Source organism: Acidobacteriota bacterium, from assembly GCA_020845575.1.
Lineage (GTDB): Bacteria > Acidobacteriota > Vicinamibacteria > Vicinamibacterales > Vicinamibacteraceae > Luteitalea.
This window is the reverse complement of record JADLFL010000012.1, coordinates 26,412-52,714: the sequence shown is the minus strand read 5'-3', so window position 1 is coordinate 52,714 and position 26,303 is coordinate 26,412. Positions and strand designations below refer to the sequence as shown.

Annotated in this window: 21 protein-coding genes; 16 read left to right on the top strand and 5 right to left on the bottom strand. The window is 67.8% G+C overall.

From position 1 onward, the window contains the following. The first annotated feature begins 22 nt into the window (after positions 1-22). Entirely contained in the window at positions 23-781 is a 759-nt protein-coding gene (gene prmC, locus IT182_02460) for a peptide chain release factor N(5)-glutamine methyltransferase (protein MCC6162191.1), read from the top strand. 114 nt (positions 782-895) lie between these two features. Here prmC and IT182_02455 read toward each other — a convergent pair whose 3' ends face one another. After that, complete coding sequence (locus tag IT182_02455) at positions 896-1,240, bottom strand: histidine triad nucleotide-binding protein (GenBank protein ID MCC6162190.1); 345 nt, start codon at positions 1,238-1,240, stop codon at positions 896-898. A gap of 36 nt (positions 1,241-1,276) precedes the next feature. Here IT182_02455 and ileS point away from each other — a divergent pair, with 36 nt between their 5' ends. Genes ileS through IT182_02430 form a run of 5 tightly spaced genes read left to right on the top strand, consistent with a single transcriptional unit; the run spans position 1,277 to position 6,904 of the window. Next, on the top strand, positions 1,277-4,075 hold the full coding sequence (gene ileS, locus IT182_02450) for an isoleucine--tRNA ligase (GenBank protein MCC6162189.1): 2,799 nt from the start codon (positions 1,277-1,279) through the stop codon (positions 4,073-4,075). Beyond that, a complete protein-coding gene (lspA, locus tag IT182_02445) occupies positions 4,072-4,572 on the top strand; it encodes a signal peptidase II (GenBank protein ID MCC6162188.1) in 501 nt (166 codons plus the stop codon). The genes ileS and lspA overlap by 4 nt, the downstream gene beginning before the upstream one ends. Beyond that, the gene (gene lgt, locus IT182_02440) at positions 4,553-5,374 is read left to right on the top strand and encodes a prolipoprotein diacylglyceryl transferase (protein MCC6162187.1); all 822 of its coding nucleotides are present in this window, start codon (positions 4,553-4,555) and stop codon (positions 5,372-5,374) included. The genes lspA and lgt overlap by 20 nt, the downstream gene beginning before the upstream one ends. A gap of 5 nt (positions 5,375-5,379) precedes the next feature. Then, positions 5,380-6,387, top strand: coding sequence for an RluA family pseudouridine synthase (locus tag IT182_02435; protein MCC6162186.1), 1,008 nt, complete (start codon positions 5,380-5,382; stop codon positions 6,385-6,387). Between the two features lie 4 nt (positions 6,388-6,391). Beyond that, entirely contained in the window at positions 6,392-6,904 is a 513-nt protein-coding gene (locus tag IT182_02430) for an NUDIX hydrolase (GenBank protein MCC6162185.1), read from the top strand. A 58-nt stretch (positions 6,905-6,962) separates the two neighbouring features. On the opposite strand, the gene IT182_02425 is transcribed toward IT182_02430, so the two are convergent. Beyond that, entirely contained in the window at positions 6,963-7,415 is a 453-nt protein-coding gene (locus IT182_02425; GenBank protein MCC6162184.1) for a TraR/DksA family transcriptional regulator, read from the bottom strand. Positions 7,416-7,952: 537 nt separating this feature from the next. Between IT182_02425 and IT182_02420 the strand changes: the two genes are divergently transcribed. Beyond that, positions 7,953-8,144 carry a 50S ribosomal protein L28 gene (locus IT182_02420; GenBank protein MCC6162183.1) on the top strand — a complete coding sequence of 64 codons (192 nt, stop codon included), beginning with the start codon at positions 7,953-7,955 and terminating at the stop codon, positions 8,142-8,144. 2 nt (positions 8,145-8,146) lie between these two features. Then, positions 8,147-8,533, top strand: coding sequence for a RidA family protein (locus IT182_02415; protein ID MCC6162182.1), 387 nt, complete (start codon positions 8,147-8,149; stop codon positions 8,531-8,533). Here IT182_02415 and IT182_02410 read toward each other — a convergent pair. Beyond that, positions 8,530-10,710, bottom strand: coding sequence for a bifunctional (p)ppGpp synthetase/guanosine-3',5'-bis(diphosphate) 3'-pyrophosphohydrolase (locus IT182_02410; protein MCC6162181.1), 2,181 nt, complete (start codon positions 10,708-10,710; stop codon positions 8,530-8,532). The two genes, IT182_02415 and IT182_02410, sit on opposite strands and share 4 nt — an antisense overlap. A 229-nt stretch (positions 10,711-10,939) precedes the next feature. Here IT182_02410 and IT182_02405 point away from each other — a divergent pair, with 229 nt between their 5' ends. The 8 genes from IT182_02405 (at position 10,940) to IT182_02370 (ending at position 25,227) form a co-directional block, all read left to right on the top strand. Then, entirely contained in the window at positions 10,940-11,947 is a 1,008-nt protein-coding gene (locus IT182_02405) for a tetratricopeptide repeat protein (GenBank protein MCC6162180.1), read from the top strand. A 348-nt stretch (positions 11,948-12,295) separates the two neighbouring features. After that, on the top strand, positions 12,296-15,565 hold the full coding sequence (locus IT182_02400) for a carboxypeptidase regulatory-like domain-containing protein (protein ID MCC6162179.1): 3,270 nt from the start codon (positions 12,296-12,298) through the stop codon (positions 15,563-15,565). A gap of 179 nt (positions 15,566-15,744) precedes the next feature. Then, complete coding sequence (locus IT182_02395) at positions 15,745-17,145, top strand: ATP-binding protein (protein MCC6162178.1); 1,401 nt, start codon at positions 15,745-15,747, stop codon at positions 17,143-17,145. A 69-nt stretch (positions 17,146-17,214) separates the two neighbouring features. Continuing rightward, positions 17,215-20,214 (top strand): CHAT domain-containing protein, encoded by a 3,000-nt coding sequence (locus tag IT182_02390; GenBank protein MCC6162177.1) that lies wholly within the window; start codon positions 17,215-17,217, stop codon positions 20,212-20,214. Continuing rightward, positions 20,211-20,798 carry a hypothetical protein gene (locus IT182_02385; GenBank protein MCC6162176.1) on the top strand — a complete coding sequence of 196 codons (588 nt, stop codon included), beginning with the start codon at positions 20,211-20,213 and terminating at the stop codon, positions 20,796-20,798. Before IT182_02390 ends, IT182_02385 begins: the two co-directional genes overlap by 4 nt. A gap of 11 nt (positions 20,799-20,809) precedes the next feature. Next, on the top strand, positions 20,810-21,664 hold the full coding sequence (locus IT182_02380; protein MCC6162175.1) for a hypothetical protein: 855 nt from the start codon (positions 20,810-20,812) through the stop codon (positions 21,662-21,664). A 72-nt stretch (positions 21,665-21,736) separates the two neighbouring features. Then, entirely contained in the window at positions 21,737-25,006 is a 3,270-nt protein-coding gene (locus tag IT182_02375) for a carboxypeptidase regulatory-like domain-containing protein (GenBank protein MCC6162174.1), read from the top strand. Between the two features lie 32 nt (positions 25,007-25,038). Next, positions 25,039-25,227 (top strand): hypothetical protein, encoded by a 189-nt coding sequence (locus IT182_02370; protein ID MCC6162173.1) that lies wholly within the window; start codon positions 25,039-25,041, stop codon positions 25,225-25,227. Between the two features lie 86 nt (positions 25,228-25,313). Here the strand turns inward: IT182_02370 and IT182_02365 are convergent, their stop codons facing one another. Next, entirely contained in the window at positions 25,314-25,769 is a 456-nt protein-coding gene (locus tag IT182_02365; GenBank protein ID MCC6162172.1) for a biopolymer transporter ExbD, read from the bottom strand. Then, a complete protein-coding gene (locus IT182_02360) occupies positions 25,769-26,200 on the bottom strand; it encodes a biopolymer transporter ExbD (GenBank protein MCC6162171.1) in 432 nt (143 codons plus the stop codon). Before IT182_02360 ends, IT182_02365 begins: the two co-directional genes overlap by 1 nt. Positions 26,201-26,303: the final 103 nt, after the last annotated feature.

Here is a 26,303-nt window from a genome sequence, read left to right as displayed (position 1 = left end):
GCACGCCCATCTCGACCCCGAGGTGCTCGCACGTCACGTGGTGCAGTGGGATCGCGCGACGTGGATCACGCGCGCCGACGAACCCGTACCGGCCGGATTCGCACAGGCGTTCGACGCGCTCGTCGCACGCCGCGCGGCGCGGGAACCGGTGGCGTACATCATCGGGACGCGCGAGTTCTACGGCCGCGACTTCCGCGTGTCGCGCGACGTCCTCATCCCTCGCCCGGAAACCGAGCTCATCGTCGAGTGGGCGCTTGCCACGCTCCCCGCCGACAGGTTCCTCCGCATCGTCGACGTCGGGACGGGCAGCGGCGTGCTGGCCGTGACGCTGGCCGCCGAACGTGAGTCGTGGCACGTCGAAGCGGTGGACATCTCGGAACGCGCTGTTGCCGTCGCGCGCGACAACGCGCGCCGCCAGGGCGTTGCCGGAAGGCTCACGTTCCTCATCGGCGACTTGCTCGCGCCGACAATGGGCGCCTTCGACGCGATCGTCGCCAATCCGCCGTATGTGGCCCGCCGCGATGCGCCCGGCCTGTCGCCCGACGTGCATGACCACGAACCCCACGTCGCCCTCTTCGGCGGCCAGGACGGCATGGACGTGCCGGAACGCCTGCTGAACGACGCCGCGCAGCGCCTGGTCCCCGGCGGCTGGCTCGCCATGGAGTTCGGCTACGGCATGCAGGACCCCGTCGAGATCGCCGCCCGCAACGCCGGCCTGACGGTCGTGGACGTCCTCGAAGACCTCCAGGGCATCGCCCGAACCCTCATCGCCCGCCGCTGACGATCGCGCCCGTTCTCCGAGCCCGACGGATGGCAGGGCTCTCCGAGCCCGGCCAACACGCATCGACATTCCCGGCATTCGGCATTCCGGTGGGGCCGCCGCATGCGGCGGTTGCTACCCGGGCGGCCAGTCGAACGTACGGCCGGCGAGGACGTGCAGGTGGATGTGGAACACGGTCTGGCCCGCGGCGGCGTTGCAGTTGAAGACGGTGCGGAACCCGCCGTCGGCGTAGCCGCGTTCGCGCGCGATCTGGGCCGCGCGGTACTGCATCGCCCCCACCAGCGCCGCGTCGTCCGGCGTCATGTCGTTGAGGGTGGCGATGTGGCGCCGGGGGATGACGAGGCAGTGCAGCGGCGCCTGGGGGTTGATGTCCTCGAACGCCACGAGGTTCGCGTCCTGGAAGATCACCCTGGCGGGAATCTCACCGGAGGCGATTCGGCAGAAGAGGCAGCTGGACATGGGAGACAGAGTACAGCGGCTACAATTGAAGGTTCCATGGCCGACTGGAAGAACTCCGTCAACCTGCCTCGTACCGACTTCCCGATGAAAGCCAATCTGCAGGTGGCTGAACCGGCGGCGATTGCGCGCTGGGAGGCCATGGACCTGTACGGCATGATCGCGAAGGCGCGCGCCGGCCGGCCGAAGTACGTGCTGCACGACGGTCCGCCGTACGCCAACGGGCAGATTCACATCGGCCACGCGCTCAACAAGGTCCTCAAGGACTTCATCGTCAAGTCGAAGTCCATGGCCGGATTCGACGCGCCGTACGTCCCGGGCTGGGACTGCCATGGCCTCCCGATCGAACTCCAGGTGGACAAGGAACTCGGCTCGAAGAAGCGCGAGATGAGCGTGGCGGACATCCGCCGCGCCTGCCGGGCGTACGCGGATCGGCACGTGAGCGAGCAGAAAGCCGACTTCCGCCGGCTCGGCGTCTTCGGAGACTGGGATCACCCGTACCTGACGATGCAGTTCGAGTTCCAGGCGGCGATCGTCAAGGCCCTGGGGCGCTGCGTCGAAGAGGACCTCGTCTACAAGGGCAAGAAGCCCGTGTACTGGTGCATCTCCGACCGCACGGCGCTGGCCGAGGCCGAGGTCGAGTACGAGACGCACGTCTCGCCATCGATCTACGTCGAGTTCAGGCTGGATCCGCGCGATGCCGACGCGCTCGCCACCCGCGTGCCGGCACTGGCGGGCCGCAACGTCTCCCTCCTCATCTGGACGACGACCCCGTGGACGATTCCGTCCAACATGGCCGTCGCGTTCCAGCCGGGATTCGACTACGCGGCCTACGACGTCGATGGCCGGCTCGTGATCGTCGCCGAAGCGCTCGCCGACGCGACGTTCGCCAAGGCAGGCCGCACTCCGGGCGAACCCGTGGCGCGGATGAAGGGCCATGTCTTCGACCGCATCCGCTTCGTCCATCCGCTCTACGCACGCGAGTCGCTGGGCGTGCTCGCCGACTACGTGACGCTGGAACAGGGCACGGGCGTCGTGCACACCGCGCCCGGACACGGCGCCGACGACTTCAACACCGGCCAGCGCTACGGGCTCGAGACGTACGCGCCGATCGGGCCGTCGGGCGAGTTCCTCGACAGCGTGGAACTGTTTGCCGGGCTGAAGGTGTGGGACGCCAATCCGAAGGTCGTCGAGGCGCTGCGCGAGCGCGGCGCCCTGTGGCACGTCGAGTCGTACGAGCACAGCTACCCGCACTGCTGGCGCTGCCACAAGCCGCTCATCTTCCTCGCGACGCCGCAGTGGTTCATCGCGATGGACCACGATGGCTACCGCCGGAAAGCGCTCGACGCCATCACGGGCGTCGAGTGGCTGCCGGCGTGGGGCGAAGAACGCATCCACAACATGCTCGCCAACAGGCCCGACTGGTGCATCTCGCGCCAGCGCGCGTGGGGCGTGCCGATCCCGGCGATGACGTGTACGCGATGCCGCGAGTCGGTGCTCACGACGGCGCTCACGTCACGAGCCGCTGACGTGTTCGCGGAACACGGCGCCGACGCGTGGTACGAGCGGCCGCTCGAGGAGTTCCTCCCGGAGGGATTCACGTGCCCGTCGTGCGGCGGCACCGAGTTCGAACGCGAGCGCGACATTCTCGACGTGTGGTTCGACTCGGGCACGAGCCACGAGGCCGTGCTGGCGGTGCGTCCCGACCTGCGGTGGCCCGCCGACATGTACCTCGAGGGCAGCGACCAGTATCGCGGGTGGTTCCACAGCTCGCTGCTGGTGGCCATCGCGACGCGCGGACAGGCGCCGTACCGGTCGGTGATCACGCACGGGTTCGTCGTGGACGAGGAGGGCCGCAAGATGTCCAAGTCTCGCGGCAACAACGTCGTCCCGCAGCAGGTGATCGAGCAGAGCGGCGCGGAGGTCCTCCGGCTGTGGGTCGCGATGGTGGACTACACCGAGGAAGTGCGACTCGGCAAGCAGATCCTTGCGCGGACGGTGGAGGCCTACAGGAAGCTCCGTAACACGGTGCGGTACCTGGCCGCCAACATGTACGACTTCGACCCCGCGACCGATGCCATCGCGTACGCCGACATGCTGGAGGTGGATCGCTACGCGCTGGCGCGGTACGCGGACGCCGCGGCCCGCATGCGCGAGGCGTACGAGCGGTTCGACTTCCAGACGATTTTCCACGAGGTGAACAGGCTCGCGGTGGTCGACCTCAGCGCGTTCTACGCCGACGTCTCGAAGGACCGCCTGTACACGTTCGGCGCCGCCTCTCGCGCACGACGGTCCGCGCAGACCGCGATGTACGTCATCGCCGACGGACTCGCGCGCCTGCTGGCCCCCATCCTCCCGGTGACGGCCGACGAGTTGTGGCGCGTGCTGCCGGGCACGCGCGAGGCGTCCGTACACGTCGCGCTCTTCCCCGACGACGTCGAGGCGTGGCGCGACGAGGCGCTCGTCGCGCGGTACGCGACGCGGCTCGAGCTGCGCGACATCGTCAACGCGAAGCTGGAGGAACAGCGCAAGGACAAGGTGATCGGCACGTCGCTCGAAGCCGCCATCACGCTCGCGGGCACGGGACGATTCGCCGACGCGCTTGCCGGCTTCTCCCCCGACGATCTCGCCGCGTTCTGCATCGTGTCGTCGGCCAATGTCGTGGCGCCGGACGCGTCGCAGGACGTCGATACGCTCGCGGTGAGCGTGGTGCGCACGAGCGGCGAGAAGTGCCAGCGCTGCTGGCGCTACGTCGGCGCCATCAGCGCGGAGCCGAGCACGGAAGGCCTGTGCGATCGGTGCGTCGACGCACTCGGACTCGGAGTGGGCGCCGCATGACCGGCGCGGACTGGCGCCGGCCGGACTTGTGGGTGATCGCCGTCCTGGTCCTCTGCGACCAGGTCACCAAGGCGCTCGTGCAGCAACGCATCGCGCTGCACGACACGGTGACGGTGATTCCCGGCCTGCTGAACCTGACCAACGTCAGGAACACGGGGGCGGCGTTCGGCATGTTCAACAACGCCGACTTCGCGTACAAGCCGCTCATGGTGGCCGTGCTCGCCGTCGTCGCGCTCGTCGGCATCCTCTGGTACGCGCAGAAGTTCGCCGGGGATGCGTGGCCCGCCCGGTACGGATTCGTGCTGATCGTGGCCGGCGCGCTCGGCAACCTGATCGATCGCGTGACGCTCGGCTACGTCGTCGACTTCGTGGATTTCCACGCCGGCGGGTGGCATTTCTGGGCGTTCAACGTGGCCGACGCGGCGATCACGATCGGCGCGGTGCTCTTTGCCGCCGACACCCTGTTCTCGAGGCGCCATGTTCCCGAAGCTGTTTGATCTCGGACCGCTGACGGTCTATTCCTACGGCGTCCTGCTGGCGGCCGCCTATCTCGGCGGATTGCAGTTCTCGCTCGTTCGGGCGAAGAATCGCGGGCTCGATCCCGCGCGCGTGATGGACCTCGGGATCTACATCATCGTCAGCGCGCTGGTGGGCGCCAAGCTGCTGCTGGTGATCGTCGACGCCGACCACTTCCTGCGCGAGCCTGCCGATCTGCTGTCGCTCGTCCGCAGCGGTGGCGTGTTCTATGGCGGGCTGATCCTCGCGGTGATCGTCGGCCTGTGGTACGTGCGCCGACACAAGTTGCCCACCTGGCGCGTTGCCGACGTCGTCGCACCGGGCATCGCGTTCGGACACGTCGTCGGACGCCTCGGCTGCTTCATGGCGGGCTGCTGCTACGGCCACGAGACGAACGTGCCGTGGGCGGTGACGTTCACCAACCCGCTGGCGCGGGAGAACGTCGGCACGCCGCTCGGCGTGCCCCTGCACCCGACGCAGTTGTACGAAGCCGGCGTGGAGGCGATCATCCTCGGCCTGCTGCTCGCCTTCGAACACAAGGGACGCCCGTTCCCCGGACGCACGTTCTGGGGCTACATGCTCGTGTACGGCCTGTCGCGCTTCGTCATCGAGATGTTCCGCGGCGATCCGCGGGGCATGGTGTTCGCCAACGTCTCGACGTCGCAGTTCATCTCGCTGCTGATCGTGCCGTTGAGCGTGGTGATGCTGTTCTGGCTGTCGCGCAGGCATCGCGACGCGGCCGCGGCCGAACCGGTCAAGCGCGCCAGGACGGCAAAGGCCTGACGCCCATGGAGGAACGCGACGACAGCGCGGGCAGCGTCGTGCTCACGATCGGTGAGGACGAGGCGGGCCTGCGCGCGGACCAGGCCCTCGCCGCGCTGCTCGAAGGCACATCGCGCTCGCAGGTGCAGCGGCTGATCAAGGAAGGCCGCGTCAGCATCATCACCGACGACGAGGCGCGCGTGCTGACGCGCACGAGCGAACCGTTACCTGTCGGCGCGACGCTCTCGGTCGATCTCCCGCCACCACAGGGCACCGACGCGCTCCCCGAAGACATCCCGCTCGACATCCTCTACGAAGACGACCAGGTCATCGTCATCAACAAGGCACCGGGGATGGTGGTCCACCCGGCGGCGGGACACGCGACGGGTACGCTCGTGAACGCGCTGCGGCACCACTCACGGCAACTCGGTGCGTCAGGCGATGCGGCGAGGCCGGGAATCGTGCATCGCCTCGACAAGGGCACGTCGGGCGTGATGGTCGTGGCACGCACGGACCTTGCACTGACGGAGCTCGCACGCCAGTTCCACGACCGCGAAGTGGAAAAGGAATACGTCGCGCTGGTGTGGGGACTCGTCCACGCCGGACGCCGGATCGAGGCGCCGATCGGCCGTGATCCGAACGCGCGCCAGAAGATGACGACGCGGGCGCGACGATCGCGGGCGGCGGTGACGCGCGTGACGTGGGCCCTGCACCTGCCAGGTGTGTCGTTGATCCGCGTGGCGATCCATACGGGCCGTACACACCAGATTCGCGTGCACCTCAGCTCCATCGGCCATCCCGTGTGCGGCGACGCGACGTACGGCGGCATTCCGCGACGGATCGCACCGCACCTGAAGGCGTTGTCGTCGCTGGAGCGCCCGTTCCTGCACGCGGAGCGGCTGGTGTTCACGCACCCGACGGAAGGACGGCGCATGGAGTTGGAAGCCCCGCTCGCGCAGGATCTGCACGCGGTACTCGAACAGCTCGACGCCGCCGTAGAGCGCTTCGGCTACAAGACTATCCAGAATTCGTGAGCCAATGTCACAAATCGAAACGACGCGCGTCTTCGAGGGCCGCGTGTTCACCGTCTCGCGCGATCGCGTCAGGATGCCGCATGGTGTCGAGACCACGCTCGACGTGGTGCATCACAGGGGATCGGTGGTCCTCGTGCCGATGCCCGATCCCGGGTCGGTGATCCTCGTGCGGCAGTATCGCCACGCGATCGGACGCCACGTGTGGGAACTGCCGGCAGGCAGTCTGGACCCGGGTGAAGACGCCGACACCGCCGCGTTGCGCGAGTGTCACGAAGAGATCGGCCAGCTCGCCACGCACGCCGAGCGCATCGCGTCGCTGTATCCGTCGCCGGGCTACACGACCGAAGTGATGCACTTCTACAAGCTCACGGGATTGCACGTCCCCGATCACGCCGCGGCGCAGGACGAGGACGAGGACCTCGAACCGCGCACGTTCACGGTCGACGAGTTGCGCGCCGCCGTCGCGGCGGGCGAGGTCACGGACATGAAGACGGTCGCCGCACTGCAGTTCCTCTGACGCAACGTCGTCTCCGCAAGAACAAAAGGGCCGGACGTGTCCGGCCCTTTTGTTGTCATCAGCTGGCGATATCCAGTTCCGACGACGCCGTCGCGCGACGGGCGTAGAACCTGTCGCGCGCCTCGGTCTGCTCGCGCTCTTCCTCGCAGTCCCTGCAACGCGACGCAAACGGCAGCGCCCGCAGACGCGCGCCGGAGATCTCGTCGCCGCACTCACCGCAGAAGCCGTAGCGACCGGCTTCGAGCCTGCCGAGCGCCTCATTGACGCGATTGAGCGTCTCCGACTTCATCTGCAGGAGCGCGATCTCGATGTCCTCCTGGATGTCGGAGACCGAGGACTCCTCCGCATCGACCACCCCCTGCGCCTGGTCGGCGGGGCCGATGGCGCGGACGTCGAGCATCTGCCGACGCAATTCCGCGGTCAGCTCGCGACGGCGATCCTCGAGGATGCGACGCAACTCCGTGTGGCGGTCTGTATGTTCAGTGCGAGTGGACTTCTTGGTCGACTTCATGGACTGTCCGCTCCTTTCGCGTTCGTCAGGTTCTGGCAGAAGCACGCCCCGTGCCAGCTCGTCGGACCACCTCGTCGCCCCCGCCGCTGCAAGGCAGCCGGTAGAGATGACGAGCCACTCGACCGGCCGGACCGCGGCCATCGAGTGAAAGGCCCTCGACGCTGGGCGTGGGAACCTCGCGTGACCGCAAGGTGCTCATTCGAGGCGACTTCCGTACCGCGCTCCGGGCTTGACTGCCGTGGCGCGTCCGGGTGGTACAGGGGTTTAGACGCCCGGAACAGTCAGACGGTTCTCCCCTGAACCATCTGACAGCCAGCCGGCCGCCCCGCCAGGGCCGCGCCACGGTGCGGGGACGCAATCGGTCAGTTCGATGCCATGGCGTATGTTCAGTATCGATACACCATGACTGCTTCAGCTCTCGTGTCGTCGAGGAGCTGGGCAGGCTGTGCTACACTCGGAGGTTCGCGCGCCCGGCGGAGCCTCCACCGAGGTTCCCCCAGCAACAGCGGGTCCGAGGCGGCGCATCAACACAGAGTCATGGCAAATCGTTGCGAAGTCTGCGGTAAGGGTCCCACGTTCGGCAACAACATCAGCCACGCGCACAACGTGTCGTCACGCCGGTTCAACGCGAACCTGCAGACCGTGCGGGCGCTGGTGAACGGAGCCGCGAAGCGCCTCACGGTGTGCACGCGCTGCATCCGCTCGAACAAGATCACCAAGGCTGCGTAGTCGTGTCCACCCGCGCGTCGGTTTCCACGCCCGACGCTCCGCAGGCCATCGGCCCGTACTCGCAGGCCATCAGGGCCGGCCAGTTCCTGTTCCTGTCTGGGCAGATCCCGCTCGATCCCGCTACGGGAGAAGTGGTGGCCGGTGACGTGCGCGCGCAGACGCGCCGTGTCCTCGACAACATGAGTGGCGTCCTCGCCGCCGCAGGGGTTTCGATGAACGCCGTCGTGAAGACCACGGTCTTCCTCACGGACCTGTCGGACTTCCCCGCCATGAACGACGTCTACGCAGACGCGTTCGAATCCCCCGCGCCCGCGCGCTCCACCGTCCAGGTCTCGCGTCTTCCTCGCGACGTCCGGGTGGAGATCGAAGCCGTCGCGCTGCTGCCCTAAGACGCCCGCTCTTGCGCGCCGCCGGCGTGGCGCTCCACGTTGAGCACGCCGGGCAGCGACTTCACGGCGCGGATCACCTTGTCCAGGTGCTTGACGTCCTGAATCTCCACCGTCATCTCGATGAAGCCCTGCTCCTGCGCCGTCGTGGCCTCCATCGTCCTGATGTTGGTGTTGATGTTGGAAACCTGGCTGCTGATCGCGGCGAGCATGCCCTTGCGATCCTCCACCTGGATCGACAGCCGGACGGTGTAGGCGGCGTTCGCGTCGTCGCCCGTGTCCCACTCCACGTCGATGCGGCGCTCCTGGTCGTACAGCAGGTTGGTGACGTTGCGGCATGAAGCCGAGTGCACCGACACGCCCTTGCCGCGCGTGATGTAGCCGACGATCTTCTCGCCACGGATCGGATTGCAGCACCGTGCGCGGAAGACGAGCAGATCGTCGGCTCCGCGCACACGGATCTTGTCCTCGCCCGACCGCGGCCGCAGCACCTTGCGGACCGTGGCGAAGAGCCCGGCGTCGGGCGGCTTCTCCTGCAGATCCTCGGTGGGCATCAGCTTGCCGAGCAGCAGGCGCGCCGTCAGCTTGCCCCAGCCCACCGCCGCCAGCAGATCGTCCACTTTCTGCATGCCCGATTCCGCCGCCACGCGCTGCCACGCCTCGGCGGGGATGTTCTTCGGGTTCACGTCGAAGCGGCGCGCTTCCTTGTCGAAGAGCTTGCGCCCGAGCTCCACCGAGCGCGTCTTCTCTTCGAGCTGGATGAAGTGACGGATCCTGTTGCGCGCCCGCGACGTCTTGACGAACGCCAGCCAGTCGCGACTCGGCTTGTGGCCGTTCTGCGTGAGGATCTCGACGATGTCGCCGTTGGCGAGCGCGTGGCGCAGCGGCACCATCTTGCCGTTGACGCGACCACCCACGCACTGGTGGCCGACATCGGAGTGCACCGCGTAGGCGAAGTCCACGACGGTGGCTTCGCGCGGCAGTTCCTTGAGCTCGCCGCCCGGCGTGAAGCAGTAGATTTCCTCCGGATAGAGATCGATCTTGAGGCTGGTGATGAACTCGTGCGGGTCGCGCACGTCCTGCTGCCATTCGAGGAGCTGGCGCAGCCACTTGAAGTACTGCTCGTCACGTTGCGCGCCGACGCGGCCTTCCTTGTACTTCCAGTGCGCCGCGATGCCCTCCTCGGCCACGCGGTGCATCTCCTCTGTCCGGATCTGGATCTCGAACGGCAGGCCGCGATCGCTGATCACCGACGTGTGGAGCGACTGGTAGCCGTTGGGCCGCGGCATCGCGATGAAGTCCTTGATGCGCTCGGGTACCGGCTGCCACGTCTGGTGGACGATGCCGAGCACCGCGTAGCAGTCCTTGACGCTGTGCGTGACCACGCGGAGCGCCACCAGGTCGTAGACCTGATCGAGATCGATACGTTGGCGGCGCAGCTTCAGGTAGATGCTGTAGAGGCGCTTGATGCGGCCGTCGATCGACACGACGGGCACCTGAGCTTCGGCGAGCGTGGCCTCGATGGTCGTGCGCAGTTCCTCGATCAGTCCCTGCGTGGCGCGCCGGCGCTGGTCGACCTTGTCGCGCAACTCCTCGTACGCCCGGGGCTCGAGCGCCTTGAACGAGAGCTCCTCGAGCTCGTTCTTCACCTTGCTCATGCCGAGCCGGTGGGCGATCGGCGCGTAGATGTCGAGGGTCTCTCTTGCGATGCGCTCCCGCTTCTCCTCGGGCACGTGGCCGAGCGTACGCATGTTGTGCATGCGGTCGGCGAGCTTGACCAGGATGACGCGGATGTCGTCCACCATCGCGAGGAACATCCGGCGGAAGTTCTCTGCCTGCTGGGCCTCTTTCGAGGAAAACGGGATGTTGGACAGCTTGGTCACGCCCTCGACGACGTGCGCGACCTCCGGCCCGAAGAGCTCGGCCACGCGTTCGATCGTGGTGAGGGTGTCCTCGACCACGTCGTGGAGCAGGCCGGCGGCTACCGCCACGGCGTCCAAACGCATGTCGGCGAGGAGATTGGCGACTTCGAGGGGATGGACGAGGTAGGGCTCGCCCGAATGGCGGACCTGTCCCTTGTGCGCCCGCGCCGAGAACACGTAGGCCCGGCGGAGCAATTCCAGGTCGGCGTCGGGGCTGTAGCTGCGGACCTTGTCGACGAGGTCCTCGAACCGAATCATGGGGGGCGGTGTCTAAGCGTCGTGCGTGGGTGCGGGCGCCAGTGGATCATAGCCCACCGGCCGCCTTGACCGAGGCAGGAGGCGTCTTTATACTCGCCGTGATTTCTCCGCCTGGTATCGGCACTGGCTGGCTGCTCGGGGCCATCCTGTCCTCATGTGACGCACAGCGCCAACCGGGATTCCGGGTCCGCGAGTACCCGCACGAGTGGGCGTGTAAGGAGTAGATGCAATGTCGACGCGGTTGACCATCGTCCGGCTCATGGCCGTGGCCGGTTTGAGCCTTTCGCTGACCGCCTGCGGGAAAGTGACGGCACAGATGTCGTTCAAGGACGGGATCGGTGCCTATCAACAGCAGAATTACAGGGTCGCCATCGAGGAACTCGAGGAGGCGGTCAAGCACGATTTCGAGTACCGGCCGTACGCGTACTTCTACCTGGCCAACTCGCACGACAACGCGTTCAAGTTCACGCGCAAGGGGCAGCCCGAGAACGACGCGCACCTCCCCGAGGCCGAGAAATACTACAAGCTCGCCTACGAGAACATCGACCCGGCGTCGCGTGAGGGTCAGGGGGCGATCTTCAAGAAGCGGAGCCTCGAGTACCTCGTCGGTCTTTACGGGTCCGAAAAGCTGAACCAGCCCGACAGGGCCGAGGCGGTCGGCAAGCAGATCGTCGAGCTCGACCCGTCCGACGTGAACAACTACTTCGGCCTCGCCAAGCTCTACGAGGACGCCGGTCGTGTCGAGGAAGCCGAGCAGATGCTCGCCCGGGCCCGCGAGGTGAAGCCCGACAGCGTGGACGTGATGCTCCAGCTCGCCGGGTTCTACAACCGGCAGGGCAACTTCGACAAGACGATGGACGCATTCCGGCACCGCATCGAGATCGAGCCGAACAACCCCGAGGCCTACCACACCGTGGCCGGCTACTTCGAGGAGAAGGTCCGCAAGGACTACACGCTCACCCCCGCCCTCAAGGCCGACTACATCAAGCAGGGCCTCGACGCGTCGGACAAGGCAATCACCATCAAGGGCGACTACGTCGACGCGATGGTCATGAAGAACCTCCTGCTCCGCCAGCAGGCGCTCGTCGAGCGGAACCCGGCGCGCCAGCAGGAACTGCTCAAGCAGGCCAACGAGATCCGCGAGAAGGCCATCGCCACGCGGGCACGCCTGCAGGGCGAAATCGAGGCCGCCGAAGCGAAGGCGAAGGCGGCGGCAGACGCGAAGAAGTCCGAGTAGTGACGACACGCCAGGGCTGACGCCCTGGCATCCGGATCAGCAAACGACAAGGCCGGCGCCGGTGCGCCGGCCTTGTCGTTTGCGCTCGCGGCGATCGCCACACCTCATCTGTTTACGCGCGCGAAACAGTTCGCTGCTAGGCTTGTCGGCGGTCTTTTCCCCCCGCTCCGTCGGGGGTGTGTGCAGTCTCGCGTCAGGGCCCGTCGGCCCGACGTCCAGCCTGCAGTGTGACGAGCCAGTGTCCTGCTCTGGCAGCCGCGTTGATTGAGGGAGACAACCATGGTGAGTGCGTTTCAGCGAGTGCGTGAAATGCGAGCGGGGTGCGCGTCGCGCGCGTCCCGGCGAGTGATGACGGTGCTGGCGCTGGCGGCGGTGATGGCCTTCATGGCCCCCGCGCGCGAGGCACTGGCGCAGGGCGTGACAACAGGGTCGCTGGGCGGCATCGTCACCGATGCGTCGGGGGCGCCCGTGGCGGGCGCGAGCGTGATCGCGATCCACGCGCCGTCGGGCACCAACTACGAGACGACGACGCGCGCCGACGGGCGGTACTTCATCGCCAACATGCGTGTGGGCGGACCGTACGTGCTCACGGTGACCTTCGTGGGCGCCGGTAACGCGTTCGAGCCGTACACGCTCGACGACATCACGATCAATCTCGGCGTGACGACGGACATGAACGTCTCGGTCAAGGGCATCGCCGTCGAGGAGTCGGTCACCGTGACCGCTTCCACCGATCCGGTGTTCAGCACGCAGCGTACGGGCGCGTCCACGACGGTCGGCCGCGACCAGATCGCCAGGCTGCCGAACCTGAGCAACCGTCTCGAGAACTTCGTGCGCCTCACGCCGCAGGCCAGCGGGCTGTCGATCGCCGGCCAGGACAGCCGCATGAACAACATCACGGTTGACGGCTCGTACTTCAACAACTCGTTCGGCCTCGGCAACTCGCCGGGCGACCGCACGAACGTCGCGCCGATCTCGCCGCAGGCCGTCGAGCAGATCCAGGTGAACATCGCGCCGTTCGACGTGCGGCAGGGCAACTTCATCGGCGCCGGCATCAACACCGTCACCCGCAGCGGCAGCAACGCGTTCCACGGCTCGATCTACCGCCAGTTCCGCGACGACAGCATGGTCGGCACCAAGGCCGGCGCGCGCACGGTGCCGGTGGGCACGTTCGAGTTCGCCAACTGGGGCGGCTGGGCGTCCGGCCCGATCTGGAAGAACAAGGCGTTCTTCTTCTTCAACGGCGAAGACGAGAGCCTCACGCAGCCGGCGCACACGTGGCGCCCCAACAGGGGCGGCGAGACGCCGGGGTCAGGCGTCTCGCGCGTGCTCGAATCGGATCTCACGCAGTTCAGCGCGTTCCTCAACGACAAGTTCGGCTATCAGACAGGGCCCTACGCGGGCTACGACTTCGAGGTCCCGGCGCGGCGCTATCTGGTGAAGGGCGACTACAACCTCAACGCCAGCAACAAGATCACCTTCCGCTACACGCACCTCGACTCGAAGACCGACGTGCTGTCGTCCAACTCCTCGTCGCTCGGGTTCGGCGGACGCCAGCCCAGCGCGACGGCGATGAACTTCCAGAACTCGAACTACCAGATCATGGAGAACATCCGCTCGGGCATCGGCGAGTGGAACTCCACGATCGGCAGCACGATGGCCAACTCGTTCATCGTCGGGTACACCAAGCAGGACGAGAGCCGTTCGGTGCGCGGAGACGGCAAGCTGTTCCCGCTGATCGAGATTCTCGACAATTCGACCCTCTACACGTCGGCCGGTTTCGAGCCGTTCACGCCGAACAACGAGCTCCGCTACAACACGTTCCAGCTCCAGAACAGCTTCACGAAGTTCGCCAACCGTCACACGCTGACGTTCGGCGTGGCTACCGAGCGCTACACGTCGGAGAACGTGTTCTATTCCGGTTCGCAGAGCGTGTACGTGTACCACTCGCTCGCCGATTTCTACACCGACGCCAACGACTACGTCGCCAACCCGAATCGCACGACGTCGCCCGTGGCGCTGCGCCGCTTCCAGGTGCGCTACGCCAACATCCCGGGCATGGACAAGCCGCTCCAGCCGCTCGAGGTGTGGTACAGCGGCGCCTACGCGCAGGACGAATGGGCCGTGCGTGACAACCTGAAGATCACGGCCGGTATCCGCATGGACGTGGCCAGCTTCGGCGACACCGCGTTCGCCAACCCGCTCTTCGACGCCCTCACCTTCCGCGACGAGGACGGCCAGTCGGTGCAGTACTCGAGCGGCAAGCTGCCCGATGCGCGACCGCTGTGGTCGCCCCGCGTGGGCTTCAACTGGGCCGTCGACCAGGAGCGCAGGACGCAGGTGCGCGGCGGCACGGGCGTGTTCACCGGGCGGCCCGCATACGTGTGGATCTCCAACCAGATCGGCAACACCGGCGTGCTCACGGGCTTCATCCAGAACGACGATTCGGCCGCCAACCCGCTCACGTTCAGGCCGTTCAACCCGAGCCCCGATGCGTACAAGCCGGCGACAGTCACCGGCGACCCCACACTGTCGGGCGAGTTCGCCATGACCGACAAGGACTTCCGCTTCCCGCAGCTGTGGCGCACGAACATCGCCGTGGACCGTCGCCTGCCGTGGGGCGTCGTCGGCACCGCGGAAGTGATCTACAACCGCGACGTCAACGGCGTGTACTACATCAACGCCAACCTGCCCGCCGCGCAGACGACGTTTGCCGGCGCCGACACGCGTCCACGCTACACGTCCAACCGCCTGTACTCCAGCATCACGAACAACATCGTCCTGAAGAACCAGAACGAAGGGCGCGCGTGGAACGTGGCCGGCACGCTGAACAAGTCGTTCGGCGCGGGCTTCCTCCGCACGTCGTACAGTTACGGCGAAGCCAGGAACACCGTGGATCCAGGGTCGGTGGCGGGCGGATCGTGGACCAACAACCCGATCACGTTCGACGCGAACAACCCGGCGGTGGGCTACTCGTCGGGCTACATGGGCCACAGGTTCGTGCTGGCCGGGTCGTACACGAAGGAGTACTTCAAGTTCGGCGGCACGACCGCGTCGTTCTTCTGGGAGTCGCGCACCATCGGCAACTCGAGCTACACGTTCGCCGGCGACGCCAACGTCGACGGCGGCACGAACAACGACTTGATCTACATCCCGCGCGACACGTCGGAGATGAATTTCCAGCAGTTCACGGCGAGCGGGGTGACGTTCACCGCCGCGCAGCAGGCTGCCGCATGGGATGCGTACATCTCACAGGATGCCTACCTGAGCGGGCGCCGCGGCCAGTACGCCGAGCGTGGCGCCGTGTTCCTGCCGATGGTCCACCGCATGGACTTCAGCCTGCAGCAGGACTTCTTCGCGTCGATCAAGGGCCGCCGCCACAACTTCCAGCTGCGCCTCGACGTCCTCAACGCGGGCAACCTGCTGAACGACAAGTGGGGTATCGGCCAGCGCATGGTGAGCAACCAGCCACTGACCTCGCCGTCGGTCGACGCGCAGGGTCGCCTCCAGTACCGCCTGCGCAACGTGGGCACGTCGCTCATGAGCCGCACGTTCGAGCCGACGGCCACGCTGTCGGACGTCTACCGCCTGCAGGTGATGCTGGCGTACCGCTTCTGAACGAAGCGGAAGACACAGGAAGGATCGAGGGCCCGCCGGGAGCCATCCCGGCGGGCCCTTCGTGTTTCATGCCCGTCGCTTCGGCAGCTCCGCCAGCCGGGTCGAGTAACGCGGCCCAGCCCGCAGCCCATGATTATGTCCATTGAACATAATGCCGATGCGGCATAGTGTATGGATCCATGGACACGTTCCTCGATCGAGGTCCCGAATTGGCACGGCTACGCCGCGCGCTGCGACATGACGGCGATGCCCTGGCCTGCGTGTACGGACGCCGCCGCCTCGGCAAGTCTCGTCTGATCAGGGAGCTGGTCGCAGAGCGGCCCGTCGTCTACTACGTGGGCGACGACCGCAACGCGCCGGTGCAACGGGACGCGCTGGCACGCGAGATCGGCCGGCTCTTGCCGGGCTTCGCCGCCGTGACATACCCGGGGTGGAATGAACTGCTCGACAGGTTCTGGCGCGAAGCGCCACCAGACGTGCCGCTTGTCATCGACGAGTTTCCGTCGCTCGTCACGGTGTCGCCCGAGCTGCCGTCCCTGCTTCAGAAGTACTGCGATCTCACCAGCGGCCGGCGGCGCAAGACCATCCTCTGCGGATCGTCGCAGCGCATGATGCTTGGTCTGCTGCTCGATGCCCAGGCACCGCTGCATGGACGCGCCAGAGAGATCGTCAAGCTCGAACCGCTCGAAGCCGGGTGGCTGTCGCACGCGATACCTGTACGGGATCCCGCCGACGCCGTCGAGCGTTGGGCTGTATGGGGAGGCGTCCCGCGTTACTGGGAACTGGCGCGCGACCATCGCCGGCACGCCGACGCCGTGCGTGCGTTGCTCCTCGACCCTCTCGGCGTACTGCACCGCGAACCCGAGCGTTTGTTGCTCGACGAGATGACCGAAGCAACGCGCGCGGCTTCCGTGCTTGCATTGATCGGCCAGGGCTGCCATCGCATCTCGGAGATCGGCGGACGGCTCGGTCAGCCGGCAACGTCGCTCGCGCGCCCACTCGGTCGACTGGTAGATCTCGGCTTCGTCGCTCGCGAGGTCCCGTTCGGCGCGGCGGAGCGGGATTCGAAGCGCTCCTTGTACCATATCGCCGATCCGTTCCTCCGCACGTGGTTTCGCTTCGTCGAGCCGAACAGGTCGAGACTTGCGCTTGGTCTGCTGTCAGCGGTCGAGGCAGACCTTCGGCGCGACATGCCCAGCCATGTAGGGGCCGCCTGGGAGGAACTTGCCAGACGCAGCGTGCCACGGTTGACGTTGAGTGGCCGTACCTTCGAACCGGCCTCTCGCTACTGGGGACGCTCCTCCGCCAGCGGCCTCACGGAGATCGACGTCATGGCAGCCGAGCAAGGCAATCCCGACCATGTGCTGGTGGGTGAAGTGAAACTGACCTGCTCCGACACTGAGGTCGACCGGTGTGCCGCCGCGCTCGCCGCCCGGGCGGCGACGCTGCCGATCCTTGCTGGCAAGACACTCTCGTTCGCGCTGTGGATCGCCCACCAGCCACCGACGCGGCCTGCTCGCCGGCGGCCGAGAGGCCTAACTGTCGTCACAGCGGCTGACGTGATGCAGGTGCTGCGCTGACGGGCGCACCGCCCTTCGTGTTTCATGGGCAGCCACCTGTGATTAGATCCGCCGAACACGACTCGCGGAATGGATCTCTTCACGATACCGTCGGCCCTGACGGCCGGACGGCCGCGCGCACGATTCGTCCGGTACTTCGTTCTGGCGGGAGTGCTCTGCGCGAGCGCGGCACCGGTGTGGCCGCGCCAGTCCGGGCAGGAACAAGCACCGGCAACGCCGCCTTCCACCGGTGACGAACTGGAGCGGGCGCGCACGCTCATCGACGGCACCGCCGACGATCGCATGGCGGCCGCCGATCTGCTTGCGGCCGTCATGTCGAACGCGGAGCGATCGGGCGACGTGGGCCGGCACGCGGAGGCCGCGTTGCTGCTGGGAGACCTCGTGCTCGTGAAGCTCGGACGCGGCGCCGACGAGGCGCTCGTGCACTTCCGGCTCGCCGCGGGTCTGTTCATGCAACTCGACCGACTGGCGTCGGCGGCCCGCGCCACGACGTTGTCCGGCATCGCGCTCCGGCGTCTCGGCCGCATCGCGGAAGCGGAGGCGGCACACCGCGAAGCGCTCGCGCTCTACGATCGGGAGCACGACGCGCTCGGACGCGCGGCGGTGCTGCACAACCTCGGCGCCGTCCGTTTCAGCCAGAACGCCTACGACGACGCCCTGGCGCAGTACCGGGAGTCCATCGCGATTCGTCGCGCCCACGGAGAGGTCGCACTCACCGTGTCGTCGTTGAACAACAGCGCCACGATCTACTCGCACCTCGGACGTCCCGACAGCGCCCTCAACGCGAGTCGCGAAGCGTTCGAGGCTGCGCGCATGCACGGCGACGCATCGGGAGAGGCGTACGCACTGCTCGGCATGGGGACGTACAGCTACGCGCTCGGCGAGTTGCAGGCCGCCATCGGCTACCTGCGCGTCGCCGCGGGGCGCTTCGAGCACATCGGAAACACGTCAGGATCAGGTTACGCGATGCACACGCTGGGTGTGGTGTACCTGGACCTCGGCCACTTCGCAGACGCCGTCAGCGCGCTGGAGCGGGCCGTGCCCCTGCGCCATGACGATCCGGCGCGACTCGGGACCACGCTCCAGAGCCTCGGCAACGCCCATCGGATGCAGGGAGACTTCGAACGCGCGCGCGCGTCGATCGAGCGGGCACTGACACTGAAGCGTCAGGCGAGCGACAGATACGGCGAGGCCGCCACGCTCCGGTCGCTGGCCTGGCTGGAACTTGCGGCCGCGCGACCCGAGCAGGCGCGCGCGCACGCGGCGGCCTCACTCGCCCTGTCGCGCGACGTCGACCGCACCGCCGGCGTGGCGCGCTCGCTGGTGGTGCTCAGTCGCGCGCACGACTCGGCACCGGATCCGTCAGTGGTCGCCGAGCTCGATCGGGCGATCGAGACGACCGCGGCCGCCCGCACACCGCAGACCGAAGCCGCGGTGCGGGCCGAGCGCGCACGTGTGGCGCTCGCGACCGGCGACCTGGCGATGGCCCGTCTGCAGGCGGAAGCGGCCATCGCCGCGACCGAACAGGTGCGGGGTGGCGTGGCGAGCCTTGAATCGCGGGCGACATACATGGCCGGGCACGCCGACGTGCTCGATCTGCAGGTGGAGATCCTGTTGGCGAGCCACCGCGCCGCACCCGATGCCGGATACGAACGCGCGGCCTTCGAAGCGGCAGACAGGGCGCGCGGCCGGCGGCTGCTCGATGCGCTCGGCGACGCCATGATGCCGCGGCCCGACGACAACCCGGCGCGCGCGCGTGAACTGGACCTCGAACGCGACGTGAACGTGGCCGCCGTGGCGCTCGGCCGCGCGCCGGACACGGACCGCGCGCGGATACAGGCAGACCTCGACGCGCGCCTGCTCGCGTTGCGCGAGTTCAGGGCCGAAGCGCGCGCGCGGCTGCCCTGGCGCCGTGCCACGCCGGCGCCCGACCTCGCATCCCTTCAGCGAACGCTGTCCGGAGACACGACGGTTGTCGCGTACTGGTTCGGACGCGCGCAGGCCGTGGCATGGGTCGTCACGCCAGCGCGGGTCACGCTGATCGATCTGTCGTCCGCACCTGTCATCCGCACAGCAGTCAGTCACGCCTACGACGCGTTCGCACGTGAGACGGGCGATGGCGACCGTGAGCGTGCGCTCGCGCACCTCGCGTCACTCGTGCTGCACCCCATCGAGCCGCACGTCGAGACGACGCGACTCGCGGTGGTCCTGGACGGCGCGCTCGAATACATCCCGCTCGCCGCCCTTCCTCTCGCCAGTGGCGCGGGTCCGCTGATCGCTCGCGTGGAGGTCCTGCGCCTGCCGACGGCGACGGCGCTGTCCGGACTGGCAGCGCGCAACGTGTCCGGTCGCGACGTCCGCATCGCCGTACTTGCCGACCCGGTCTTCTCGACGTCCGACGCACGATTCGCGAAACCCGTCGCTCCCGAGCGCCTCGAGACGCACGTGGCCGCCGCTCCCGTCGTCACGCGTGGTCCCGCCGGCGGGACACTCACGCCGGCGCGCCTGGCCTTCAGCCGCACGGAGGCCGACGCCATCGCGGGCGTGGCGACAAGGGCGTCCGTCCTCACGGGCTTCGACGCCAGCAAGGCCGCGCTCGCCGGCCTGCCGCTGACCGGGATCGACGTCCTGCATCTGGCCACGCACGCCGAGCAGCACGCGGTCCGACCGGAGTTGTCGAGCGTGATCCTCGCGCTGGTCGACCGCGACGGCCGCGCGATCGACGGGCGCCTGCGACTGCACGAAGTCGTGGGTCTGCCACTCTCGGGCCAACTCGTGGTGCTGAGCGCCTGCCACACGGTCATCGGCCCGGACCTGCGCGGCGAGGGCCTGCAGGGGCTTGCCGGCGCGTTCCTGCAGGCCGGCGCGCGCGCCGTCGTGGCGAGCCTCTGGGACGTGGACGACCGTGCGACGATGCGGCTGATGCAGCACTTCTACCAGGCGCTCGTCCGCGACGGGCGCGGCCCGGAGCGGGCGCTCGCCGACGCTCAGCGCGCGATGCGGCGCGACGCGCGCTGGCGCGATCCGCGTCACTGGGCCGGCTTCGTCGTGCTGGGCGTGGGCGCATGACGCAGGCCAACGCACGGGCCGGCGCACCGATCGACCTCCTGCTGCAGCGACTCGGCGCAACGCACGACGCCGCCGGCGAGGCCTACGAGTCGCTGCGCCGGTTGCTGCTGCGGTACTTCGAGGTGCGCGGTCGTGTCGATGCCGACCGCCTGTGCGACGAAGTGCTGGACCGACTCGGCCGGCGCCTCGCCGAGGGCATCGACGTGGGCAACGTGACGAGCTACGCACGAGGCGTCGCGCGGCTGGTCTTCCTCGAGTCCACACGGCAGCCGGCGATGGCGCCGATCGATCAGGAGCCGCTGTACGTCGCGTCCGAACCCGCCACTGCCCACGAGCAGGCGCTGACGTGCCTCGATGGCTGCCTCGACCGGCTCGACGCCGACCTGCGCCGTCAGGTGCTGGCCTACTACGGCGCCGACGGGCGTGACCGCATCGAGGGACGTCGGGAGCAGGCGGCGGCACTGGGGGTGTCTCCGCTCGCGCTCCGCCTGCGCATGCTCCGCGCGCGCGCCGCCATCGAGCGTTGCACGCGGGCGTGCCTCCGTGAGCGAAGCGTTTTCGGCTCTGAGGACACTCGACAGTGACGGACGAACGCGTGGCAACCACTCTCACTCTGGACGACAGGTTCAGGCAGTACGTCCTTGGTCAGCTCGACGAGGCCGGCGTGGACGATGTGGAAGTGCGCGCGTTCGACGATCCGGACGTGGCAGCGGCGATCGACGAGATCGAGACCGACATGGTGGACGACTACGTGGCCGGTACGCTGCGCGAGGCGGATCGCCATGCCTTCGAACATGCCCTGACCACACGTCCACGGCTGCGCGCTCGAGTGGACGTCGCGCGGGCGCTCGCCGCGCGACGGGCGTCGGCGCCGCGGCGCGCGTGGTGGCGTCCGGCGCTGGCCACCGCGGCGTTGCTCGCGCTCGGCGGCGTGTGGCTGCTGATCGGCGGCACGCGCCACGCCGTCACACCAGAGCCGGTACCGTCCGTCGCCGAAAGCACACAGACCGCCCCGGCCACGCCAGAAGGTGACGATGGGGCGGCCACCCATCCGGCGGGACAGGCGAACACGCCTGGAGCCGGGTCGGCACCCACGACACCCGCTCCGCCCGCGCGCGTCGTGTTCGCCGTACAGTTGCCGATGGGCACCACACGCGGGGCGGTCCCCACGACCGCGACAGTGCCCGCACGTGCCACGCACGTCCTGCTGCGCGTACCCATTGCGGAAGGTGACGATTACGCGTCGTATCGGGTGCGCGTCATCGGCGAGGGCGGGGCCGTCGCCCACGACCAGACGGCAACGACGCTCGCCCCCGACCGCACTCTCGCCCTCGTCATCGAGCGGACCGCGCTGCCGGACGCCCTGTACGACGTGTCGCTCGAAGGTATCGACGCGACAGGTATCGTCGAACCTCTCGCCTTCCTCCAGGTTCGTCTGACGTCACGATAGGACCCGGCGCGAAACACATCGCGGGGCGCCCGCACTCTCCAGCAGATCTCGTTCTCTCGCTGGGAGTGACCCATGTCTCGCGTGCGGCTGACCGTCCTGTTGTGTGCCCTCGTTCTCATGTGCTCAGTTCCGGCACGCGCCGCTGACTGTACCTGGAGCGGTACGGGCCTGTGGACGGACGTCGCGCGCTGGTCGTGCGGCGTGGTTCCCGATGGCGACGACCACGCGATTCTCACCAGCGGGAGCGTGACTGTGGCCGCGTCGCAGGCGGTGGGCAACCTGACGCTCGGCAGCGGCGGCGACCTGGTCACATCAAGCGGCACGCTGACAGTCTCGGGCACCTTCACCTGGACGGGTGGCTTCCTGCGTGGCACCGCGCCGCACGCCGTCGTCCTGGCCGCCTCGGCCACCGGCACCCGCACGGGTGGCACCCTCAGCACCGGCGGGCGCCTCGTCAATCAGGGCACCTTCACCCACGCGGTGCCGAGCGGCGTCGGCGGCGGGGGCGTGTACGAGAACCAGGCGACCGGCACCTTCATCCTCACGAGTGGCTTCAACGGTGAGCCCATCCTCAACACCGGCATCGTCCGCAAGACCACCGCCGACGAGATGATCGCCCAGGGCCGCATCGAGACCACCGCGCCCGGTCAACTCCAGGTGCAGGCCGGGACGCTCAGGCTTCAGGGCGGCACCAGTATCCTCGGCGGCGCCACCACCATCAGTCCCGGCGCTACCCTCCGCATCACCAACAACACCACGCACCCGGCGGGCGCTTCCATCGCCGGTGCAGGCGTGCTCGACGTCGGCGGCGGCCTGCTGACCGTGCTCGCCGCGTACGCGCATGCGGGTGAGACGCGCGTCAGCGGCGGCCAGGCGGACTTCGACAACGCCGCCTCGGTGACGTTTGCCGCGCTGACGCACACCAGCGGCTTCCTCGACATCCGGCGCCCCAGCGCGACGATCACCGGCGCGTTCACGCGCTCGGGCGGCACGCTCCGGCTGAACGGCAGCACGATCACATTCGCCGGCACCGGCATACAGCCGGTCGTGTTCAATGCCACGACAGCGTTCGTCAACGTCGCCGTCGCGGCGAGCACGGTCCTGACCGACATCAACTCGACGACGAACCCCACCGTCTCGGGCACGCTCACCAACCTCGGCATCATCCGCGCGATTCGCACCATGACCACGGGCGCACGGATGTTCGGTCTCACGGGTACGACACTGAACGTCGCCACGTTGGGAGCACTCACCAGCGTACAGATCGATCGCCGCGATGTGACGCACCCGCAGGCCGGCCCGGGCCAGGTGCCCGGCCGCTTCTGGACCATGACGCCGACGGGCGCGGGATACGTGCTGAGCGTCACGCTGCCGCACGCCGTGGCGGACCACGCCACCACCTCGGCGTGTCGGTTCACGGGCAGCACCTGGGACTGCGCGCGCACATCGTCTGCGCCAGGCCTCGTCACCCGCGCGAACGTGACGACGCTGTCGGACTGGGCCGTCGGCGTCGGCGCTGTCGAGTCCTACTCCATCACGGGAACCATCCGGCTCGGCGGCACCACGCCGATGAGCGGCGTCACCGTGCAGCGCACCGGTGCCAGCACCGGCACGACGACGACCAGCGGCACGGGCACGTATGCCTTCAGCAGCCTCGGCACCGGGACGTACACCGTGACGCCGACGCTCGCCGGCCATGGCTTCACGCCCGAGACGCGCACCTTCACGAACATCACCGCCGACCAGGTCGGCGACTTCACCGGCTTCAAGACATGGCGCATCACCGGTACTGTGCGCGACCGCAACGACACGGGCGTACCCGGCATCACGATCACCGCCACCGGCACCACCACGCGCGCCGTCACGACCGATGCCGACGGCGCGTACGTCCTCCACCTGCCGGCTGGCGGCACCTACACCATCACGCCGTCCAGGCTCTCCTTCGAGTTCGCACCCGAGAGCGAGACGTTCACCAACCTCTCGAGCGACCAGGTGGCGTCGTTCTTCCTCGCCGAGGTCGGCACCTTCACGCGCTACTTCGCCGAAGGCGCCACGAGCGATTTCTTCGACACGGAGATCGCACTGCTCAACGCGACGGGCGAGTCCACCACCGCCAGGCTCGCGTTCCTCAAGGGCGACGGCACGACAGTGACGCACGACGTCGCGCTCGGGGGCCTGGCGCGCGCGACGGTGTTTCCCAAGCAACTGCCGGGAATGGGCAACGCCGAGTTCTCCACTGTCATCACCTCCACGCAGCCACTGATTGCCGACCGCACCATGCGCTGGGACGCGCGCGGCTACGGCAGCCACGCCGAGACCAGCATCGCCGCCCCCGCGCTCGAGTGGTACCTCGCCGAAGGCGCGACCATCGGCGGCTTCCAGCTCTTCTACCTGATTCAGAACCCTGGCAGCGCCGACGCGCAGATCGAAGTCACGTACCTGCTGCCGGCACCGCAGGCACCACTGGTGCGCACCCATACGGTGACCGCCAGCAGTCGCTTCAACATCTGGGTGAATCTCGAGGATCCGGTGCTTGGCGCCGCCGAGGTGTCGGCCGTGATCCGCAGCACCAACGACGTGCCCGTCATCGTCGAGCGCGCGATGTATCTCACGCGCCAGGGTCGCGGGTTCGATGCGGGACACGAGAGCGCGGGCATCACGACTCCGGCCGCCGAGTGGTTCCTGGCCGAGGGTGCCACGGGGCCGTACTTCGACCTGTTCATCCTCATCGCCAATCCGGGAACGACTGCCGCACCTGTCTCGGTGGATTACCTGCTGCCCGGCGGGGCCACGCTCACGCGCGACTACGCGGTCGCCCCGCAGAGCCGGTTCAACATCTGGGTCGACCACGAAGACGCGCAACTGGCCGACACCGCCGTATCAGCGCGCGTGCGGTCCACCAACGGCATGCCAATCATCGTCGAACGCGCGATGTGGTGGCCGGGCGGCGGCAGTACCTGGCACGAGGGGCACAACAGTGCGGGCGCCGATCGCACGAGCACGAAGTGGGGGCTCGCGGATGGGGAGGTGGGCGGGCCCTTCAACGTGCAGACCTACATCCTCATCGCGAACACGTCGGACTCGGGTGGTACGGCACGGGTGACGCTCGTCTTCGAAGACGGGGCGACCGTCACGCGCGACTTCCCGCTGGTCGGTAGCAGCCGGGAAAGCGTACCAGTAAGTGTCTACTTTCCTGAGGCCGCAGGCCGGCGCTTCGGGGCGGTGGTCGAGGCCTTCGGCAGCCCGGCCCCGCAGATCGTCGTCGAGCGTGCAATGTACGGCGATGCGCTCGGCGTGAGGTGGGCAGCCGGCTCGAACGTCGTCGGCACACGCCTGCGATAAGGGAGGGCTCCATCCAGCCACAAGGAGGACATATGGCCGTCTCGAACGCTCAACGCGCGCTGGTCGTCGTCCGGCCAGACAAGCAGGTCCTCGCTGCTCCGGACAACCCGGCCATGCGGAAGATGCAGGACGCTGCCACGAAGGCGTTCAGCCCGGCCTTCAGTGCATCCGACAGTACCAAGGTCGTTCGCGGCAGCACGACCCTGCGCACCACGACCTGACGCTGGCGCAGACGCACGAAAGCCGACACCCTCTGGTGAGGGAGCCGGCTTTCGGTGTTTCTCGGCGTAAGTGGAAGCCGGGGAGCCTAGTCGGCGCCGCCTGCGCGACGCATGCCTTCGGTGACGATACCGACCTTGTCGACACCCGCACCGCGCGCGGCGTCGATCGCCTGGACGACGAACCCGTAGGGCAGCGTCGGCGCCCCGAGGATGAACATCGTCTTCTCCTTGCGCGTCTCGAAGATCTCGGTGAGACGATGCTGGAGGTCGCCCATCGGCACATCCTGGTTGTTGACCGAGAGCGTACGGTCGGCGTTCATGGTCAGCACGATCTGCGTACTCGTGTCGGCCGCGTCGGCCCCCTTGGTCTCGAGCGGCAGGTTGATGTCCGTGCCCTTCTGGGTCATGGGCAGCGCCGCCATGAAGATGACGAGCAGCACGAGCAGCACGTCGATGAGCGGCGTCACGTTCATGTCCGAGCTGGCGTGGGGAGTCTCCCCGCGCTGCACGGTTTCCGCGCCGTGATGCTTGTGGGCAGACATCAGTTGCCCTCCCCTTCCGCCTTCTTGCTCTCGGTGATCAGCGCGACGTTCTCGATGCCCGCCTCACGCAGTTTGTCCATCATGCTCATGATGGCCGCGTAGGGAGCGTCGGTGTCGCCCTTCAGGTAGACGATACGTTCGGCCTTCTCTTCGAGCGCGAACTTGATGCGGTCCACTGCCTCTGATTCGGCGACCTGGATGTTGTTGACGTACAGGTTCCGCTGCGCGTCCACATGCACCACCGTCTGTTCCTGCGTGTCGGGCTTCTCGCCGGTGTTCTCGGCGATGGGCAACCGCACGTTCACGCCCTTCTGCAGGAGGGGCGCGATGAGCATCATGATGATGAGCAGCACCAGCATGATGTCGACCAGCGGGGTGACGTTGATGTCGGCCTTGATGCCGCCCTTCCCGCCCCCCATGCTCATTGCCATGGCGTGTTCTCCTGAACGGAGGCGCCCCGGAGAGCGCCTCCTGTCGAACCAATCTGTCCCGTCGGCGCGGGACCGGTCATCGAAGGCCGACCATCACATGGCG

What these genes read in the sequence shown, in the direction of transcription:
- IT182_02455 (MCC6162190.1), bottom strand. Translation starts at nt 1,240, where the DNA reads ATGTCCAGCTGCCTCTTCTGCCGAATCGCCTCCGGTGAGATTCCCGCC.
- ileS (MCC6162189.1), top strand. Translation starts at nt 1,277, where the DNA reads ATGGCCGACTGGAAGAACTCCGTCAACCTGCCTCGTACCGACTTCCCG.
- lspA (MCC6162188.1), top strand. Translation starts at nt 4,072, where the DNA reads ATGACCGGCGCGGACTGGCGCCGGCCGGACTTGTGGGTGATCGCCGTC.
- lgt (MCC6162187.1), top strand. Translation starts at nt 4,553, where the DNA reads ATGTTCCCGAAGCTGTTTGATCTCGGACCGCTGACGGTCTATTCCTAC.
- IT182_02435 (MCC6162186.1), top strand. Translation starts at nt 5,380, where the DNA reads ATGGAGGAACGCGACGACAGCGCGGGCAGCGTCGTGCTCACGATCGGT.
- IT182_02430 (MCC6162185.1), top strand. Translation starts at nt 6,392, where the DNA reads ATGTCACAAATCGAAACGACGCGCGTCTTCGAGGGCCGCGTGTTCACC.
- IT182_02425 (MCC6162184.1), bottom strand. Translation starts at nt 7,415, where the DNA reads ATGAAGTCGACCAAGAAGTCCACTCGCACTGAACATACAGACCGCCAC.
- IT182_02420 (MCC6162183.1), top strand. Translation starts at nt 7,953, where the DNA reads ATGGCAAATCGTTGCGAAGTCTGCGGTAAGGGTCCCACGTTCGGCAAC.
- IT182_02410 (MCC6162181.1), bottom strand. Translation starts at nt 10,710, where the DNA reads ATGATTCGGTTCGAGGACCTCGTCGACAAGGTCCGCAGCTACAGCCCC.
- IT182_02405 (MCC6162180.1), top strand. Translation starts at nt 10,940, where the DNA reads ATGTCGACGCGGTTGACCATCGTCCGGCTCATGGCCGTGGCCGGTTTG.
- IT182_02400 (MCC6162179.1), top strand. Translation starts at nt 12,296, where the DNA reads ATGACGGTGCTGGCGCTGGCGGCGGTGATGGCCTTCATGGCCCCCGCG.
- IT182_02395 (MCC6162178.1), top strand. Translation starts at nt 15,745, where the DNA reads ATGGACACGTTCCTCGATCGAGGTCCCGAATTGGCACGGCTACGCCGC.
- IT182_02390 (MCC6162177.1), top strand. Translation starts at nt 17,215, where the DNA reads ATGGATCTCTTCACGATACCGTCGGCCCTGACGGCCGGACGGCCGCGC.
- IT182_02385 (MCC6162176.1), top strand. Translation starts at nt 20,211, where the DNA reads ATGACGCAGGCCAACGCACGGGCCGGCGCACCGATCGACCTCCTGCTG.
- IT182_02375 (MCC6162174.1), top strand. Translation starts at nt 21,737, where the DNA reads ATGTCTCGCGTGCGGCTGACCGTCCTGTTGTGTGCCCTCGTTCTCATG.
- IT182_02370 (MCC6162173.1), top strand. Translation starts at nt 25,039, where the DNA reads ATGGCCGTCTCGAACGCTCAACGCGCGCTGGTCGTCGTCCGGCCAGAC.
- IT182_02365 (MCC6162172.1), bottom strand. Translation starts at nt 25,769, where the DNA reads ATGTCTGCCCACAAGCATCACGGCGCGGAAACCGTGCAGCGCGGGGAG.
- IT182_02360 (MCC6162171.1), bottom strand. Translation starts at nt 26,200, where the DNA reads ATGGCAATGAGCATGGGGGGCGGGAAGGGCGGCATCAAGGCCGACATC.